At 61.2% G+C, this 17,470-nt stretch carries 17 protein-coding genes; 1 reads left to right on the top strand and 16 read right to left on the bottom strand.

Going from position 1 to position 17,470, the window contains the following annotated elements; genetic code table 11:
* Positions 1 to 26 precede the first annotated feature (26 nt).
* From J3P89_RS07670 to flhA, 7 genes are all read right to left on the bottom strand, one after another.
* Positions 27 to 2,282, bottom strand: a complete 2,256-nt coding sequence (locus J3P89_RS07670) for a chemotaxis protein CheA (protein WP_434697178.1) — start codon at positions 2,280 to 2,282, stop codon at positions 27 to 29.
* A 30-nt stretch (positions 2,283 to 2,312) separates the two neighbouring features.
* Positions 2,313 to 3,098, bottom strand: a complete 786-nt coding sequence (locus J3P89_RS07665) for a protein phosphatase CheZ (RefSeq protein ID WP_434629252.1) — start codon at positions 3,096 to 3,098, stop codon at positions 2,313 to 2,315.
* A gap of 18 nt (positions 3,099 to 3,116) precedes the next feature.
* Positions 3,117 to 3,488, bottom strand: a complete 372-nt coding sequence (locus J3P89_RS07660; RefSeq protein ID WP_003183998.1) for a chemotaxis response regulator CheY — start codon at positions 3,486 to 3,488, stop codon at positions 3,117 to 3,119.
* Between the two features lie 167 nt (positions 3,489 to 3,655).
* Complete coding sequence (fliA, locus tag J3P89_RS07655; RefSeq protein ID WP_014337177.1) at positions 3,656 to 4,399, bottom strand: RNA polymerase sigma factor FliA; 744 nt, start codon at positions 4,397 to 4,399, stop codon at positions 3,656 to 3,658.
* Positions 4,396 to 5,226 (bottom strand): flagellar synthesis regulator FleN, encoded by an 831-nt coding sequence (fleN, locus tag J3P89_RS07650; protein ID WP_003184001.1) that lies wholly within the window; start codon positions 5,224 to 5,226, stop codon positions 4,396 to 4,398. The genes fliA and fleN overlap by 4 nt, the downstream gene beginning before the upstream one ends.
* A 116-nt stretch (positions 5,227 to 5,342) precedes the next feature.
* The gene (gene flhF / locus J3P89_RS07645) at positions 5,343 to 6,692 is read right to left on the bottom strand and encodes a flagellar biosynthesis protein FlhF (protein ID WP_434629250.1); all 1,350 of its coding nucleotides are present in this window, start codon (positions 6,690 to 6,692) and stop codon (positions 5,343 to 5,345) included.
* A gap of 11 nt (positions 6,693 to 6,703) precedes the next feature.
* Positions 6,704 to 8,833: a flagellar biosynthesis protein FlhA gene (flhA, locus tag J3P89_RS07640; RefSeq protein ID WP_434572646.1), complete on the bottom strand. Its 2,130-nt coding sequence runs from the start codon at positions 8,831 to 8,833 to the stop codon at positions 6,704 to 6,706.
* A gap of 422 nt (positions 8,834 to 9,255) precedes the next feature.
* Here flhA and J3P89_RS07635 point away from each other — a divergent pair, with 422 nt between their 5' ends.
* Entirely contained in the window at positions 9,256 to 10,308 is a 1,053-nt protein-coding gene (locus tag J3P89_RS07635; protein WP_434697177.1) for an RHS repeat-associated core domain-containing protein, read from the top strand.
* 104 nt (positions 10,309 to 10,412) lie between these two features.
* Here J3P89_RS07635 and flhB read toward each other — a convergent pair whose 3' ends face one another.
* From flhB to J3P89_RS07590, 9 genes are all read right to left on the bottom strand, one after another.
* Positions 10,413 to 11,549: a flagellar biosynthesis protein FlhB gene (gene flhB, locus J3P89_RS07630; protein ID WP_434697176.1), complete on the bottom strand. Its 1,137-nt coding sequence runs from the start codon at positions 11,547 to 11,549 to the stop codon at positions 10,413 to 10,415.
* A gap of 3 nt (positions 11,550 to 11,552) precedes the next feature.
* On the bottom strand, positions 11,553 to 12,329 hold the full coding sequence (gene fliR, locus J3P89_RS07625) for a flagellar biosynthetic protein FliR (protein ID WP_370871115.1): 777 nt from the start codon (positions 12,327 to 12,329) through the stop codon (positions 11,553 to 11,555).
* 10 nt (positions 12,330 to 12,339) lie between these two features.
* Positions 12,340 to 12,609, bottom strand: coding sequence for a flagellar biosynthesis protein FliQ (fliQ, locus tag J3P89_RS07620; protein ID WP_003184009.1), 270 nt, complete (start codon positions 12,607 to 12,609; stop codon positions 12,340 to 12,342).
* Between the two features lie 23 nt (positions 12,610 to 12,632).
* On the bottom strand, positions 12,633 to 13,382 hold the full coding sequence (fliP, locus tag J3P89_RS07615; protein WP_434572641.1) for a flagellar type III secretion system pore protein FliP: 750 nt from the start codon (positions 13,380 to 13,382) through the stop codon (positions 12,633 to 12,635).
* Positions 13,382 to 13,819: a flagellar biosynthetic protein FliO gene (gene fliO / locus J3P89_RS07610; RefSeq protein ID WP_305499621.1), complete on the bottom strand. Its 438-nt coding sequence runs from the start codon at positions 13,817 to 13,819 to the stop codon at positions 13,382 to 13,384. Before fliO ends, fliP begins: the two co-directional genes overlap by 1 nt.
* Positions 13,820 to 14,278, bottom strand: coding sequence for a flagellar motor switch protein FliN (gene fliN / locus J3P89_RS07605; RefSeq protein WP_305499620.1), 459 nt, complete (start codon positions 14,276 to 14,278; stop codon positions 13,820 to 13,822).
* A gap of 71 nt (positions 14,279 to 14,349) precedes the next feature.
* The gene (gene fliM / locus J3P89_RS07600) at positions 14,350 to 15,318 is read right to left on the bottom strand and encodes a flagellar motor switch protein FliM (protein ID WP_053120288.1); all 969 of its coding nucleotides are present in this window, start codon (positions 15,316 to 15,318) and stop codon (positions 14,350 to 14,352) included.
* A gap of 9 nt (positions 15,319 to 15,327) precedes the next feature.
* Positions 15,328 to 15,831 (bottom strand): flagellar basal body-associated protein FliL, encoded by a 504-nt coding sequence (fliL, locus tag J3P89_RS07595; protein WP_434572638.1) that lies wholly within the window; start codon positions 15,829 to 15,831, stop codon positions 15,328 to 15,330.
* A 221-nt stretch (positions 15,832 to 16,052) separates the two neighbouring features.
* Positions 16,053 to 17,414 (bottom strand): flagellar hook-length control protein FliK, encoded by a 1,362-nt coding sequence (locus J3P89_RS07590; protein ID WP_434697175.1) that lies wholly within the window; start codon positions 17,412 to 17,414, stop codon positions 16,053 to 16,055.
* Positions 17,415 to 17,470 lie beyond the last annotated feature (56 nt).

Raw genomic sequence — 17,470 nt, 5'->3', positions numbered from 1 at the left:
CGGCGCCAGGCCGCACCCCTCCAGAATCAAATACGCCGGGCGGCGTAGCGCTTGAGCATGCTAGGCACATCGAGAATCAACGCGATGCGGCCGTCGCCGGTGATGGTGGCGCCGGACATGCCCGGGGTGCCTTGGAGCATCTTGCCCAACGGCTTGATGACCACTTCTTCCTGGCCCACCAGTTGGTCGACGACGAAGCCGATCCGCTGGGTGCCCACAGAAAGGATCACCACGTGGCCCTCGCCCTGCTCGACATGGGCGGCGGAGCTGACCAGCCAGCGCTTGAGGTAGAACAGCGGCAGCGCCTTGTCCCGCACGATGACCACTTCCTGGCCGTCAACCACGTTGGTGCGCGACAGATCGAGGTGGAAGATCTCGTTGACGTTGACTAGCGGGAAGGCGAAGGCCTGGTTGCCCAGCATCACCATCAGGGTCGGCATGATCGCCAGGGTCAACGGGACCTTGATGACGATTTTCGAGCCCTGGCCCTTGGTCGAGTAGATGTTGATCGAGCCGTTGAGCTGGGAAATCTTGGTTTTCACCACGTCCATGCCCACGCCACGACCCGACACGTCGGAGATCTCGGTCTTGGTCGAGAAGCCCGGAGCGAAAATCAGGTTGTAGCACTCGGTGTCGCTCAGGCGATCGGCCGCGTCCTTGTCCATTACGCCGCGTTTCACCGCGATCGCCCGGAGTACGTGCGGGTCCATGCCCTTGCCGTCGTCGGAGATCGACAGCAGGATGTGGTCGCCCTCCTGCTCGGCGGCCAGGATCACCTTGCCGCTGCGGACCTTGCCCGAGGCCTCGCGCTCTTCCGGCGACTCGATGCCGTGGTCGACCGCGTTGCGCACCAAGTGGACCAGCGGGTCGGCCAGGGCCTCGACAAGGTTCTTGTCGAGGTCGGTCTCTTCACCCACCAGTTCCAGGTTGATCTCTTTCTTGAGCTGGCGAGCCAGGTCACGAACCAGGCGCGGGAAGCGCCCGAAGACTTTCTTGATCGGCTGCATCCGGGTCTTCATGACCGCGGTCTGCAGGTCAGCCGTGACCACGTCGAGGTTCGACACGGCCTTGGACATCGCTTCGTCCTGGCTGTTGAGGCCCAGGCGCACCAGGCGGTTACGCACCAGCACCAGTTCGCCGACCATGTTCATGATTTCGTCCAGGCGCGCGGTGTCGACCCGAACGGTGGTCTCGGCTTCGCTGGCCGGTTTCTCCGCAGGCGGCGCAGACGGCGCACGGGCTGGGGCCGGCGCTGCGGCGGCGGCAGGCTTGGGTGTCTCGGCCTTCGGCTCCGGTGCCTTGGCAGCCGGCTTGGGCGCGGCCTTGGCGGCCGGCGCAGCAGTGGCGGCGGCAGGCGCGGCGGTGGCCGTGCCGACTTCGCTGAACTTGCCCTTGCCGTGCAATTCGTCGAGCAGGGATTCGAATTCGTGGTCGCTGATCAGGTCGCCACCGGCGGCGGCCGCCGCGGTTGGCTTGGCCGGGGCTGGCGCAGCAGCGATGGCCGAATCCAGCGCATCGACGGCAAAGGTGCCCTTGCCGTGCAACTGGTCGAGCAATGCTTCGAATTCGTCGTCGGTGATGTCGGAGTTATCCCCCGCGGCCTTCGGCGCGGCCGGTGTTGCCGGAGCGGCAACGGCATCAGGGGCGAACTGGCCTTTGCCGTGGAGCTGGTCGAGCAACGACTCGAACTCGGCGTCGGTGATTTCATCACCGCCGGCGGCAGCGGCTGGCGCAGCGGTTGCGGCGGGTGCGGCCGGAGCCTCGGCCTGTGCCTTGACGGCACTCAGCGAGTCCAGCAGCGATTCAAATTCGTGATCGGTAATGTCACCCGATTCCTCGGCAACCGGCTCTTCAGCCACAGCCTCGGCAACCGGCGCGGCTTCGTCAGCCGACTGCGGCTCGGCCAGCCGCGCCAACGCAGCGAGCAGCTCAGGCGTGGCGGGGGTGATCGGCGAACGCTCGCGCACTTCGCTGAACATGCTGTTGACCGCATCCAGCGCTTCGAGCACGACGTCCATCAATTCCGAGTCAACGCGACGCTCACCCTTGCGCAGGATGTCGAACACGTTTTCGGCAATGTGGCAGCACTCCACCAGCTCATTGAGCTGGAGGAAGCCGGCGCCTCCTTTTACAGTGTGGAAACCGCGAAAAATTGCATTGAGCAGATCCGCATCATCAGGTCGGCTTTCCAGCTCGACCAGCTGTTCGGACAGTTGCTCTAGAATCTCGCCGGCCTCAACCAGGAAATCCTGAAGGATCTCTTCATCGGCGCCGAAGCTCATTAATGGCTGCTCCTAAAATAGGGCTAAAACTCAAAATCCAAGGCTGGACAGCAAATCGTCCACATCGTCCTGACCGGACACAACGTCTTCTCTTTTATCGGCATGAATCTGCGGACCTTCACCCTGAGAGAGATGTTTTTGTGGATCTTTTTCAGCAAGCATCGCCTCACGGTCGTGTTCGATGCCGGCAAAGCGATCGACCTGGCTAGCCATGAGCACCAGTTTGAGCAAATTGCTTTCCACTTCGGTGACCAACTGGGTCACGCGCTTGATCACCTGGCCAGTCAGGTCCTGGTAGTCCTGGGCCAGCAGGATGTCATTGAGATTGCTCGCCACGGCGCGGTTTTCGCTGCTGCTGCGCGTCAGGAAACCGTCGACCCGACGGGCCAGCTCGCGAAACTCCTCGGCACCGACTTCGCGACGCATGAAGCGCCCCCAATCGGTACTCAACGCCTGGGCTTCCTCGCTCAGGCCGTTGACCAGCGGAGTAGCGCTTTCCACCAGGTCCATGGTGCGGTTGGCCGCGGCTTCGGTCAGCTTGACCACATACCCCAGGCGCTCGGTGGCGTCGGTGATCTGCGAGACTTCCTCGGCCTGTGGCATGTTCGGATCGATCTGGAAATTGACGATCGCGCTGTGCAGTTCACGGGTGAGCTTGCCGACTTCCTGGTACAGACCGCGGTCACGGGTCTGGTTGAGCTCATGAATCATTTGAACCGCGTCACCGAAGCGGCCCTTTTCAAGGCTGTCGACCAGTTCGCGGGCATGTTTTTTCAGGGTCGATTCGAAATCGCCCATTGAAGATTCGTTGTCCATAGCTCCCCCGTGGCGCCGTTAACCGATGCGTTCGAAGATTTTTTCGATCTTCTCTTTCAACGCCTGGGCCGTGAAGGGTTTGACCACATAGCCGTTTACACCGGCCTGGGCCGCTTCGATGATCTGCTCGCGCTTGGCTTCGGCGGTGACCATCAGCACCGGCAGGTGCTTGAGTTTTTCATCGGCGCGCACGTGGCGCAGCAAGTCGATACCGGTCATGCCGGGCATGTTCCAGTCAGTCACCAGAAAGTCGATGCTCCCGCTGTTGAGGACTGGAATGGCAGTGGTGCCATCGTCAGCCTCGACCGTGTTGGTGAACCCGAGGTCACGCAACAGGTTTTTTATGATCCGCCGCATCGTTGAGAAGTCATCAACGATGAGGATTTTCATGTTCTTGTCCAATTCGACCTCCAAGCAGTCTTAAACGCGCCCAGCACCTGGACGCGCCATTTCAATCAATCCGGCACAACACTCGACAACTGTATGGAGTCCCACGGATGGAGACTGGCCCGGCACATGCCATGCCAGCCCCGCTCGCAGCGTCCCCACACTGCCTGTCAGCGCGCTCGCCACTCCCCCAAACGCCCCCGCAAGCGGGCCGCGCACTGGCTGTGTAACTGGCTGACCCGCGATTCGCTGACCCCCAGGACCTCACCGATTTCCTTGAGGTTCAGCTCTTCGTCGTAGTACAGCGCCAAGACCAGTCGCTCACGCTCCGGCAAATTGGCAATCGCATCCGCCAGCGCGCTCTGGAAACGTTCGTCTTCCAGGTCACGCGACGGCTCCATGTGAGCACTCGCATTGTCCTCGTGCAGCCCTTCGTGCTCGCCGTCCTGCAAAAGGTCGTCGAAACTGAACAGGCGGCTGCCCAAGGTATCGTTCAAAATCCCGTAATAATCATCGAGACTCAATTGGAGTTCGGCCGCAACCTCGTGATCTTTAGCGTCACGCCCGGTTTTAGCTTCAATCGCGCGGATCGCGTCACTGACCATACGGGTATTGCGGTGCACCGAACGCGGCGCCCAGTCGCCCTTGCGGACTTCATCGAGCATCGCTCCGCGAATCCGGATACCGGCATACGTCTCGAAACTGGCGCCCTTGCTCGCGTCGTATTTGTTCGACACTTCGAGCAGGCCGATCATGCCCGCCTGGATCAAGTCTTCGACCTGGACGCTGGCCGGCAAGCGTGCCAGCAAGTGATAGGCGATGCGCTTGACCAACGGCGCATAACGCTCGATCAGTTCGTACTGGGCGTCCCGTGCCGATTTTTTGTAGAGATGGTTGTAACCGCTGGCTGTCATAACACGGGCCCTGCCGTTTGTTGCACGAGACGCTCGACGAAAAATTCCAGATGCCCGCGAGGGTTGGCCGGCAGCGGCCAGGTATCGACCTTCTGGGCGATAGCCTTGAACGCCAGCGCGCATTTGGAACGTGGAAAAGCTTCATAGACGGCACGTTGCTTCTGGACAGCCTTGCGTACACTTTCGTCGTAAGGCACTGCGCCGACATATTGTAGGGCGACGTCCAGGAAGCGATCCGTGACCTTCGTCAACTTGGCGAACAGGTTGCGTCCTTCCTGCGGACTCTGGGCCATGTTGGCCAGGACGCGGAAGCGGTTCATGCCATAGTCGCGGTTGAGCAGTTTGATCAGGGCGTAGGCATCGGTGATGGAGGTCGGTTCGTCGCAGACCACCAGCAGGACCTCCTGGGCGGCGCGGACAAAACTGACCACCGAGTCACCGATACCGGCGGCCGTGTCGATCACCAGCACATCGAGGTTGTCGCCGATGTCGCTGAAAGCCTGGATCAGGCCGGCGTGCTGCGCCGGGGTCAGGTGAACCATGCTCTGGGTACCGGAGGCGGCCGGCACGATGCGAATCCCGCCAGGTCCCTGCAGGAGCACGTCGCGCAGTTCGCAGCGGCCCTCGATCACGTCCGCCAGCGTGCGCTTGGGGGTGAGCCCCAGCAGCACGTCGACGTTCGCCAGGCCCAGGTCGGCGTCCAGCAGCATGACCCGTCGGCCAAGCTCTGCCAGAGCCAGGGACAAGTTCACTGACACGTTAGTCTTCCCGACGCCACCTTTGCCGCCGGTCACCGCGATCACCTGTACGGGATGCATGCTGCCCATGTTCGTTCTTTACCTTGTCTTACTTAGACGGAGGCCACATTACTGGCTGCGCGTTCGCATACGGAACAATGCATGGCAGACCATCGATGTAGGTACAAAAAATATTCATGATTACCTCAGCCGACCTGCTTGGTCGGGCTGTGGTAGATGTCAGCGAACATGTCAGCCATGGCTTCGTCGCTGGGTTCTTCCTGCATTTGCACACTCACGGCACGACTGACCAGTTGATGACGGCGCGGCAGATGCAAATCATCCGGGATCCGCGGCCCGTCAGTCAGGTAGGCCACCGGTAGTTCATGACCGATCGCCAGGCTCAACACCTCGCCCAGGCTTGCCGTTTCGTCCAGCTTGGTCAGGATGCAACCGGCCAGCCCGCAGCGTTTGTAGCTGTGGTATGCGGCGGTTAGAACCTGTTTCTGGCTGGTGGTTGCCAACACGAGATAATTTTTTGACTTGATGCCACGCCCGGCCAGGCTTTCCAGCTGCATGCGCAGGGCCGGATCGCTGGCTTGCAGGCCGGCGGTGTCGATCAGCACGACGCGCTTGCGCAGCAGTGGTTCCAGCGCCTGGGCCAGCGATTGGCCCGGATCCACATGGGTCACCGACACATTGAGGATCCGGCCCAGGGTCTTGAGTTGCTCCTGGGCGCCGATGCGGAAACTGTCCATGCTCACCAGGGCGATGCTCTGGGCGCCGTACTTGAGTACATAACGAGCGGCGAGCTTGGCCAGGGTGGTGGTCTTGCCCATGCCGGCCGGGCCGACCATGGCAATCACCCCGCCCTCTTCCAGCGGCTCGACTTCCGGCGTGGCGATCATCCGCGCCAGGTGCGCCAACAGCATGCGCCAAGCCTGGCGAGGTTCTTCGATATCGTTGATCAGTGCCAGCAGGTCGCGGGACAACGGGCCGGACAAGCCGATGCGTTGCAGGCGGCGCCACAGGTTGGCCTGGGCCGGACGGCTGCCTTGCAGCTGGTTCCAGGCCAACGAGCCAAGCTGGACTTCCATCAGCTCACGCAGGCTGTTGAGTTCAAAGCGCATCGAGTCCAGGGCACGTGGGTCGACACCCGCGGCTGGCGCGGCTGGCGCCGGTGCCGGACGACGCGGCTCGGCCTGGGCTGGCTCGATCAGCGGTTCGGCAGCGGTCAGCGGCAGGCCGGCCGTCAGTGGCTGGCCGGCGAACAATTGACGATTGGTCCCCGCGCTGCCTTCGCCTTCGCTGCTGCGCAGGCTCAGTTCGGCCTGGGCGCTGGCGATGCGCGACTGAGTCTTGCGCAGCTCATCCTCAAGCTCCATGTTCGGAACCCGTGGGGCCAGCGCCGACAATTTGTAATCCAGGGCAGCCGTCAGCTCGACACCGCCGGCGATCCGGCGATTACCGATGATGGCTGCTTCAGCGCCCAGCTCGTCACGTACCAGCTTCATGGCCTGACGCATATCGGCGGCAAAAAAACGCTTCACTTGCATAAACCACTACCTCAGCCGTTGGGCCCTACTGTCGCAACGATGGTCACTTGCTTGTTGTCCGGTATTTCCTGGTACGCCAGCACATGCAGCCCCGGGACCGCGAGGCGACCGAACCGCGAGAGCATCGCGCGAATCGGACCGGCCACCAGCAGGATCACCGGTTGGCCTTGCATCTCTTGCCGCTGGGCTGCTTCGATCAACGAACGCTGCAGCTTCTCGGCCATGCTTGGCTCCAGCAGAACACCCTCTTCCGAGCCTTGTCCTGCCTTCTGCAGACTATTGAGCAATATCTGTTCCAACCTTGGCTCCAGAGTGATCACAGGCAGCTCAGACTCAGTGCCTACAATGCTTTGGACGATTGCGCGGGATACGCCGACCCGCACCGCAGCGACCAACGCGGCGGTATCTTGACTCTTCGAAGCGTTGTTGGCGATGGCTTCGGCGATACTGCGAATGTCGCGCACCGGGACCTGTTCGGCCAACAGCGCCTGCAATACCTTGAGCAACTGCGACAGCGACACCACGCCCGGCACCAGCTCCTCGGCCAGTTTTGGCGAGCCTTTGGCCAGTACTTGCAGCAATTGCTGGACTTCCTCGTGACCGATCAGCTCGCTGGAGTGCTTGTACAAAATCTGGTTCAAGTGGGTCGCCACCACGGTGCTGGCGTCTACCACGGTATAACCGAGCGATTGCGCCTGGGCCCGCTGGCTGATTTCGATCCACACCGCTTCCAGGCCGAAAGCCGGATCCTTGGCGGTAATACCGTTGAGCGAACCGTAGACCTGTCCTGGGTTGATCGCCAGCTCGCGGTCGGGATAGATCTCCGCTTCGGCCAGGATCACGCCCATGAGCGTCAGGCGATAGGCGCTCGGGGCCAGATCGAGGTTGTCGCGGATATGCACGGTGGGCATCAGGAAGCCTAGGTCCTGGGACAGCTTCTTGCGCACGCCCTTGATCCGGGCCAGCAGTTGACCACCCTGGTTGCGGTCGACCAGTGGGATCAGGCGGTAGCCGACTTCCAGGCCGATCATGTCGATCGGCGTCACATCGTCCCAACCCAACTCCTTGGTTTCCATGGCACGCGCCGGCGATGGCAGCAGTTCCTGCTGACGCTTGACCTCTTCCAGCGCCTGGACCTTTTGCCCGTTCTGCTTTTTCCAGAACAGGTAGGCGCCACCAGCAGCCAGGGCAGCCATGCTCAGGAACGACACGTGGGGCATGCCCGGCACGATACCCATCACCGCCATCAGGCCGGCCGCCACGGCCAGGGCCTTGGGCGAAGCGAACATCTGGCGATTGATCTGCTTGCCCATGTCTTCGGAGCCCGAAGCACGGGTCACCATGATCGCGGCAGCTGTGGATAACAACAGTGATGGCAATTGCGCCACCAAACCGTCACCGATGGTCAGCAAGGCGTAAACCCTGCCAGCATCACCGAACGTCATACCATGCTGGAAGATACCAACGGCCATCCCGCCGATGAGGTTGATGAACAGGATCAGCAGGCCGGCAATGGCGTCGCCACGCACGAACTTGCTCGCACCGTCCATGGAACCGTAGAACTCGGCCTCCTGAGCCACGTCAAGACGACGAGCCTTGGCCTGGTTCTGATCGATCAGGCCGGCGTTGAGGTCGGCGTCGATCGCCATCTGCTTGCCGGGCATCGCATCGAGGGTGAAACGCGCGCTCACCTCGGAAATCCGCCCGGCACCCTTGGTCACCACAACGAAGTTGATGATCATCAGGATGGCGAAAACCACGATACCGACCACGTAGTTACCGCCGATCACCACTTCACCGAAGGCCTGGATCACCTTACCGGCGGCAGCGTGGCCGTCCTGGCCGTGGAGCATGACCACGCGAGTGGACGCCACGTTCAGCGCCAGGCGCATCAGCGTGGCGACCAGCAGGATGGTTGGAAACACCGCGAAATCCAGCGGCCGCAGAGCGTATACGCAGACCAGCAGTACCACGATGGACAGCGCAATGTTGAACGTGAAGAACACGTCGAGCAGGAACGGCGGTATCGGCAGCATCATCATGGCGAGCATGACCAGCAGCAACAGCGGCACACCCAGATTCCCCCGGCTGAGGTCGGCTACGTTGCTGCGTGCGGTGCTGAATAACTGAGAGCGATCCACCAATATTCCCCGTTCCTGTGAAGCAAGTTTTTGACGCCCGGAGGGGGCGCAGACGGGGTATTGCAAGAAGCTTTCCAACTTTTGCAAAAGCTTGAAATAGAAAGGCCGAAGCGACTTCAACCCTGTGGGAGCGAGCCCGCTCGCGAAAGCGGTTTGTCAGTCGGCGCCTGTATCGACTGGATCACCGCATTCGCGAGCAGGCTCGCTCCCACAGGGTGATGCGGTTCACTTGAGAAGAAGGGTACCCGTGGCGAGGGAGCTTGCTCCCGCTCGGCTGCGAAGCAGTCGCAAACCGGCGGGTGCGGCGTGTCTGATGCCCCGCATCTGTCGCTTTCCAGGCAAACCTAACAGTTCTGCTAGTTTTCCCTTTGCATCCGAACCTCGATAATCCGGCGGAGCCTCGTCCGAACGGATCGTCGACCGTGCCAGCCACACTCCTCTGCATTTACCGCTATGACCCATTGGATCGTCTCACCCACCACACGGTGGCGACTCATATTCCCATCCAGCGGTTCTACTGCAAATCGCGCCTGGCCACCGAAATCGACGGCGTGATCAACCGATCAATAGTTCAACACGCCGACCAGCTGCTGGCCCTGACTGAAACCCAGGGCAACCTAAGGCAGGCAACACTATTGGCGACCGACCAACAACGCTCGGTACTACAGGCCATTGCCTGCAATGAATCGCAATCCCATGCGTATTCGCCTTATGGCAACCGAACTATCGGCAGCGGTTTGTTGAGCCTGCTCGGCTTCAATGGAGAACGACCGGACCCGGTGACCGGGCATTATTTGCTGGGGAATGGTTATCGGGCGTTCAACCCGGTTTTGATGCGTTTCAATAGCCCGGACAACCTAAGCCCCTTCGGCAAGGGTGGTCTGAACCCTTATGCCTATTGCCACGGCGACCCGGTCAATCAAAGCGATCCAACCGGACATGCGATAGTGCAGTTTGGAAGTCTTCTGCGTGCAATGATTGTCCTGAAACGCGGCGCTAGAGCTTTTAAAGCTGCTAGAGCTGCTAGAGCTGCGGCGCCTTCACCTGCGCCTGTGGCTCAATCGAGCACCGCGATGCTCGACGCGCCAAGTGGGCCTTCATCAACTATCAGCCCCCGCTTTCGTGATGAGATGGCACGCCTGCATGATGGGAATCAGCAAATAATAGACCAGCTACTTGCAACAGCGCGATCAAGCGTGCCATTACCGCAAACGCGCAGGAATTATTCGCTACAGCTAGCAACAGACGATGTAGATCTCGAAATTTATGCCCAAGCAATCGATGCAAATTCGATGCGGCAAAATTGGAACAGTGCGCAACGCCAGGCCGCTCTGAACGGAGCCGAGCGAGGTCGGCTAACAGCCGAGCGACATCTGCTGGCAACCGAGCGAAATGTGCTACGAGCCGAGCGACATTCGCGGCTCGTTACGCGTTCTCGGCGCATACGCGCGTATGGACGGCCAGAACGTGGTTGAGCCCCGAGCAAACAGATATTCTTCGCCGATGCGACCTTTGTCGAGCCGCATTATCCGAGCGCATCGGCAAGCTCGCGATGGGGTCGGGACTATCACCGCAGCGATTATGAGTCACGCCGCAAATCCGGCGGGATCGGCAGGTCCTTGAGCGGTTCGGGACGCTTGCCCTTGCCGGCGCGGTGCTGGCGGATCTGGTAGACGTAGGCCAGCACCTGGGCCACAGCCAGGTACAGACCTCCGGGAATTTCCTGATCGAGTTCGGTGGAGTAGTAGATCGAGCGCGCCAGCGCCGGAGATTCGAGCAGCATCACTTCGTTGGCAACGGCGATTTCGCGGATCTTCAACGCCAGGAAATCACTGCCCTTGGCCAGCAGCACCGGCGCATTGCCTTTTTCAGGATCGTATTTGAGCGCCACCGCATAGTGGGTCGGGTTGGTAATGACCACGTCGGCGTCGGGAATCGCCGCCATCATGCGCCGCTGGGAGACCTCGCGCTGCAATTGGCGAATCCGCTGCTTGACCTCCGGCTTGCCCTCCGAGTCCTTGTGCTCGTCGCGCACTTCCTGCTTGGTCATCATCAGCTTCTGCTTGCTCTGATAGAGCTGGATCGGCACATCGATGGCAGCGATCAGGATCAGGCCGCAAGACATCCACAACGTGCTCCATCCCACCAGCTGCACGCTATGAATGATGGCCTGTTCCAGCGGTTGATGGGCGATGCGCAGCAGATCGTCGATGTCGCCCTCCAGCACCACCAACGCGACGGACAGGACCAGCAGGAACTTGCCAAAAGCCTTGAGCAGCTCAACCAGCGCCGTGGTGGAAAACATGCGCTTGATGCCGGCGGCCGGGTTCATCCGACTGAACTTGGGTGCCAGGCTGCCGGCGGCGAAGAGCCATCCACCCAGGGAAATCGGGCCGATGAATGCCGCCAACAATAAAAAAATCAGCACGGGCTGAATCGCCAGAAGTGCGATCTTGCCCGAATGCAGCAGGTACTGCGTCATGGCGCCAGGGGTCAGCAATACTTCCCGAGGCAAGGAAAAATTCAGGCGCATGATTTCCAGCAGTTCCAGCGCCAGCCCGCCGCCATAGATCAGTAAGCCGCCAGCGCCGGCGAGCATGATCGCCAGGGTATTGAGCTCCTTGGAGCGGGCGATCTCACCCTTCTCGCGGGACTCCCTGGTGCGTTTCTCCGTGGGGTCTTCTGTCTTGTCCTGACCGCTTTCGCTCTCAGCCATGGTTCAGCGCGCCTGTGCCATGTCGCGTAGCAGCTGCAAGGCCTGGGTGGCCAATGGCTGATACTGGTTGAGAATATCCCCCAGGCTGACCCAGAAGATCACCATGCCCAGCACCAGCGTGAGGGGGAAGCCGATGGAAAAAATGTTCAGCTGCGGCGCCGCGCGGGTCATCACGCCAAAAGCGATGTTGACCACCAGCAGCGCGGTGATGGCTGGCAATACCAGCAGCATCGCCGCCCCCAGGACCCAGCCGAGCTTGCCGGCGATGTCCCAGAAATGATTGACCAGCATCGCACTGCCCACCGGCATTGTGGTGAAGCTCTCGGTGAGCACTTCAAACACCACCAGATGCCCGTTCATGGCGAGGAACAGCAACGTCACCAGCATCGTCAGGAACTGCCCGATGACCGCGGTGTTGACGCCGTTGGTGGGGTCGATCATGGAGGCGAACGCCATGCCCATCTGGATCGAAATGATTTGCCCGGCCACCACGAACGCCTGGAAGAACAGCTGCAGTGAAAACCCCAGCAGGACACCAATGAGAATCTGCTCGGCCACCAGCATCAGCGCACTGAGGTCAAGGGCATTGACCGGCGGCATCGGCGGCAGTCCGGGCGCGATGACCACGGTGATTGCCACGGCCAGGTACAGGCGCACACGGCCTGGCACCAGGGTCGTGCCGAAGACCGGCATGCTCATCAGCACGGCGGTGACGCGAAACAGCGGCAGGATAAACGACGCCACCCAGCTGCTGATCTGGGTGTCCGTCAGTTCGAGCATCGACATCGGGTCAGCCGATCAACTGGGGAATACTGCCGTACAGCTGCAGGATGTATTCCATGAAGGTTTGCACCAGCCACGGGCCGGCGACGATCAGCGTCACCAGCATCACCAGCAGGCGCGGCAGGAAGCTCAGGGTCTGTTCGTTGATCTGCGTGGCGGCCTGGAACATCGCCACCAGCAAGCCCACCAGCAGGCTCGGAATTACCAGGATGGCAACCATCATGGTGGTCAGCCAGAGTGCTTCGCGGAACAGGTCTACCGCTACTTCAGGCGTCATATCGAGCTACCCGCGCAATTGGTCTAAACACCGCCGAAACTGCCCGCCAGCGTACCGATGATCAAGGCCCAGCCATCCACCAGCACGAACAGCATGATCTTGAACGGCAATGAAATGATCAGCGGCGACAGCATCATCATACCCATCGCCATGAGGATACTGGCGACCACCAGGTCAATGATCAGGAACGGGATGAAGATCATGAAACCGATCTGGAACGCCGTTTTCAGCTCGGACGTCACGAACGCTGGCACCAGGATGGTCAATGGGGCCTGGTCGGGGCTGGCGATGTCGGTGCGCTTGGACAGGCGCATGAACAGCTCCAGGTCGCTGCTGCGAGTCTGGGCGAGCATGAAATCCTTGATCGGCACCTGGGCCCTGGCCACCGCGTCCTGGGCGCTGAGGGTTTCGGCCAGGTAGGGTTGCAGCGCATCACGGTTCACCCGGTCGAAGACTGGCGCCATGATGAACATGGTCAGGAACAACGCCATGCCCGTGAGTATCTGGTTCGACGGCGTCTGCTGCAAACCCAGGGCCTGGCGCAGGATCGAAAAGACAATGATGATCCGGGTGAAACTGGTCATCAGCATGACGAACGCCGGGATGAAACTCAGCGCGGTCATGATCAGCAGGATCTGCAGGCTGACCGAATACTCCTGAGCCCCTTCGGCGTTGGTGCCCAACGTGATCGCCGGAATCGACAACGGGTCGGCGGCAAACGCCAACGGTGCAGCCAGCAACAGGGCCAGCGCCAACAGAATGCGCAACGGCATTACTTTTTATCCTTTTGATCTTTACCCAGCAGTTCCATGAGCCGCTGGGCAAATTCGGGGGTGGCCTGCTCGGTGGCGGGCACCTGCACCGGCTCCTTGAGAACGTGCAAAGCGGTGATCGTGCCAGGGCTCAGGCCGAGCAGGATCTGCTCGTTGCCAACTTGCACCAGCACCAGCCGATCCCGCGGGCCGAGCGCGCGGGAACTGATGATGTCGATGACCTGGCCTTTGCCGGCAGGCCCCGCCTGTTGCACGCGCCGCAGCATCCACGCGAGGAAAAAAATCAACCCGAGCACCACGAGCAGGCCCAGCACCAACTGCGCCAATTGCCCGGCCATGCTGCCGCCACTTGCCGGCGCAACCGCCGCCGTGGCCGCGGGCTCGGCCGCCAGCACGCTGAACGGCAGCATCAAGGCTGCGGCGAGAAAGCCTTTCATTCAGCGCAGCTTCTTGATGCGTTCGCTCGGGCTGATCACGTCCGTCAGGCGAATGCCGAACTTCTCGTTGACCACCACCACTTCGCCATGGGCGATCAGGGTACCGTTGACCAGTACGTCCAGCGGTTCACCGGCCAGGCGATCCAGCTCGATCACCGAGCCCTGGTTGAGCTGCAACAGGTTGCGGATGTTGATGTCGGTGCTGCCCACTTCCATGGAAATCGACACCGGGATGTCGAGAATCACGTCCAGGTTCGGCCCGTCGAGGGTGACTTGCTCATTGCTTTTCGGCACGCTGCCAAACTCTTCCATCTGCATGCGATTGGAAGCGTGGTTGCCGGTATCGGCGGCCAGCAGCGCATCGATATCGGCCTGCCCGGCGTCGCCGGTTTCTTCCAGGGCCGCAGCCCATTCGTCGGCCAGCGCCTGGTCATCCTGGGTATTCATATCGTCAGCCATCATGTTTCCTCGGCGGGCAAGAATCGGTAAAGAACTAGAAATCCGTTACAAACGTAAGCGATTGACAGCACTCAGCGGCGTTCGATCGGCTCGATCACTTGCAACGCGAGGTTGCCTTTGTGAGAGCCCATCTTGACCTTGAAGGCCGGCACGCCATTGGCGCGCATGATCATGTCTTCCGGCATCTCGACGGGGATGATGTCCCCCGGCTGCATATGCAGGATGTCCCGCAGGCGCAGCTGGCGCCGGGCAACCGTCGCGCCGATCGGCACGTCGACGTCCAGCACGTCCTGGCGCAACGCATTGATCCAGCGCTCGTCCTGGTCGTCGAGGTCCGACTGGAAACCGGCGTCGAGCATTTCGCGCACCGGCTCGATCATCGAGTACGGCATGGTCACGTGCAGGTCGCCGCCGCCACCGTCGAGTTCGATGTGGAAAGTCGACACGACAATGGCTTCGCTCGGACCGACGATGTTGGCCATGGCCGGGTTCACTTCCGAGTTGATGTACTCGAAGTTGACTTCCATGATCGCCTGCCAGGCTTCCTTCAAGTCGATGAAAGCCTGCTCCAGCACCATGCGCACGACGCGCAGCTCGGTCGGCGTGAATTCGCGGCCTTCGATCTTGGCGTGACGGCCGTCACCGCCGAAGAAGTTATCCACCAGCTTGAACACCAGCTTGGCGTCAAGGATGAACAGTGCAGTGCCGCGCAACGGCTTGATCTTCACCAGGTTGAGACTGGTGGGCACGTACAGCGAGTGCACATATTCGCCGAATTTCATCACCTGCACGCCACCAACGGCCACGTCGGCCGAACGGCGCAGCATGTTGAACATGCTGATGCGGGTGTATCGGGCAAAACGCTCGTTGATCATTTCCAGGGTCGGCATGCGTCCGCGAACGATGCGATCCTGGCTGGTCAGGTCGTAGCTTTTGACGCTGCCCGGTTCAGCAGCGTTTTCGGTCTGCACCAGGCCGTCGTCGACACCATGCAACAGCGCGTCGATTTCGTCCTGGGACAACAAGTCCTGCACGGCCATGTCGTGTTCCTACTGCAATACGAAGTTAGTGAAGAGCAACTGTTCGATCACCACTTTGCCAAGCTCTTTCTGAGCCACTTCCTGAACGCTGGCCGTGGCTTTCTGACGCAGCATTTCCTGGCCGACCGGAGTGGCCAGGGTGTCGAAACTCTGTCCGGAGAACAGCATCACCAGGTTATTGCGAATCAGCGGCATGTGCACCCGCAGCGCTTCCAGGTCAGCCTGGTTGCGGCCCAGCAGGGTGATGCTCACCTGCATGTAGCGCTGGCGACCGTTCTGGGTGTAGTTGGCCACAAATGCGGGAGCCATCGGCTCGAAAATCGCCGGCTGCTTGCCCACCGGCGCGGTTTCCACCACTTCTGCCGGTTTGCTTTGAGCGCTGTGCATGAAATACCAGGTCGCCCCCACGGAAACACCCATCGCCAGGAGCAAACCCACCACGATCATGATGATCAGCTTGAGTTTGCCTTTGGTTGCGGGGTCTTTTACAGCTGCTGCTTCACTCTTCGCCATGCCAATAATCCGTCGCTAATCGGGGGTTTCACTGTTGCACGGCTTGGCTGGAGCAAGTGTTATGCCAGAAGCGCAAGGAAGGCGTCAGATGCATTCTCCGGAACACCGCAAATGAATGTGGGAGCGGGCTTGCTTGCGAAGGCGATGCATCAGTCACATATCGTTAACCGACACACAGCCTTCGCGAGCAAGCCCGCTCCCACATTGGGTACCGCGTTGGATCAGGCGTAGTAGTCGACCGCGCTGGTGCCGATGACGCTGGTGGTGTTGGCCGCCACTTCGGCAACGCTGGCCGGCAACTCTTCGTCTACCGAATCCACTCGGCCACCAGAGGAAGAGCTCGTGCGACCAGCCTGGGCCTGCTGCTGGGCTTGCTGTTCCTGACCCTGGGAGCCACGCGACTGATCCGACACGCTGACGTCGACCTGGCCCATACCCTGCTGGGCAAAGCTGTCGCGCAGGCGATGCATCTGGCCTTCGAGGGCTTCACGGACGCCTGAATGGGCGCTCATGAACGTGACCTGGGTCTGCTGGTCGGGGACCATGTTCACGCGAATATCCAGGCGCCCGAGCTCGGCCGGCTGCAGTTGGATATCAGCCGCCTTGAGATTGACGCTCGACAGGTACATCACCCGGTTGACCACTTCTTCGGTCCAGCCGCTCTGGTTCATGGCGATGGGCTGGTTGACCGGGACCGCGTTGGCGGTTTTTGGCGTAGCCGCCTGGGTCAATGCCGCCAGGCGGTTGGCGAAATCATCTACCCGCGTGTCGCTGGAGGCTGCGGTCAGGTCCTTGAGGCCTTCGTTGAGCAAGCCACCGAACGCCTTCTCCCCGCCCTGGCTGCCGGCACTGGTACTGTCCTGGTCGGCTTGTACATTGAGCATGCTCGCCATGCCGGCTGCGAAGGTCTGGGCCGACGTCGGCTCGCCATCGACGGACGCTGACGCCGTTGCCTTGGGCTGCGCCTGGCTGGAAGCGGACACATGGCCGCTCTGCTCCATCGCCAGACGCAACGCCGGCAGGGCGTCAAGCGGATCGGCCTGGGGGTCGAATTCCGGATCGGTCACCGGGGCCGACGTGGCCGAAGCCACCACGGGCGCCGCGACTGCCGCGACGACTGGCGCCTCGGTTGTGTCAACCACAGGCGCGGGCAGCGCCTCGGCAACGACTTCAGGCACGATGACCCCGGGCAGCAAGGCCGGGTCGAGTGTCGGATCGACTGGGGCGGCGTCGGCTACAGGCGTCTCGGCCGTATCGCTATCGTCCTGCGTCGGCTTGTCGTCGGCCGTGGCCGGCTTGTCGGCGGGCAAGGGTTTGCCGCTATCGGCAACCGCCGGCTCAGGAGCGGCAGCCGTGTCGCTGCCTGCATCCTTTTTGACGGTGTTGTCGGAGGCCTTGTCGCGCACCGGCTTAATCGCCGGTTCAAGGGCCGTCGAGGGTTTGACGGGGGCCTGCTTGGCGAAGACCTGGGCGAAACTGGAGGCTTTATTCCCGGCGTCCGGGCCAGCTGCCAACGAATTGACGGTGGCCTGCGGCTTGGCCTGGGTAACGGCCTGAAGGAGTGTATTAGGCGTAACGGGCATGAAATGGTCTCCGCTGCACTGGGATCTTTGATGCAGTCGAGACAGGACAATGCAAG

The organism is Pseudomonas sp. Z1-14 (assembly GCF_051132005.1).
Lineage (GTDB): Bacteria > Pseudomonadota > Gammaproteobacteria > Pseudomonadales > Pseudomonadaceae > Aquipseudomonas.
This window is presented reverse-complemented; position numbering and strand designations above follow the sequence as displayed.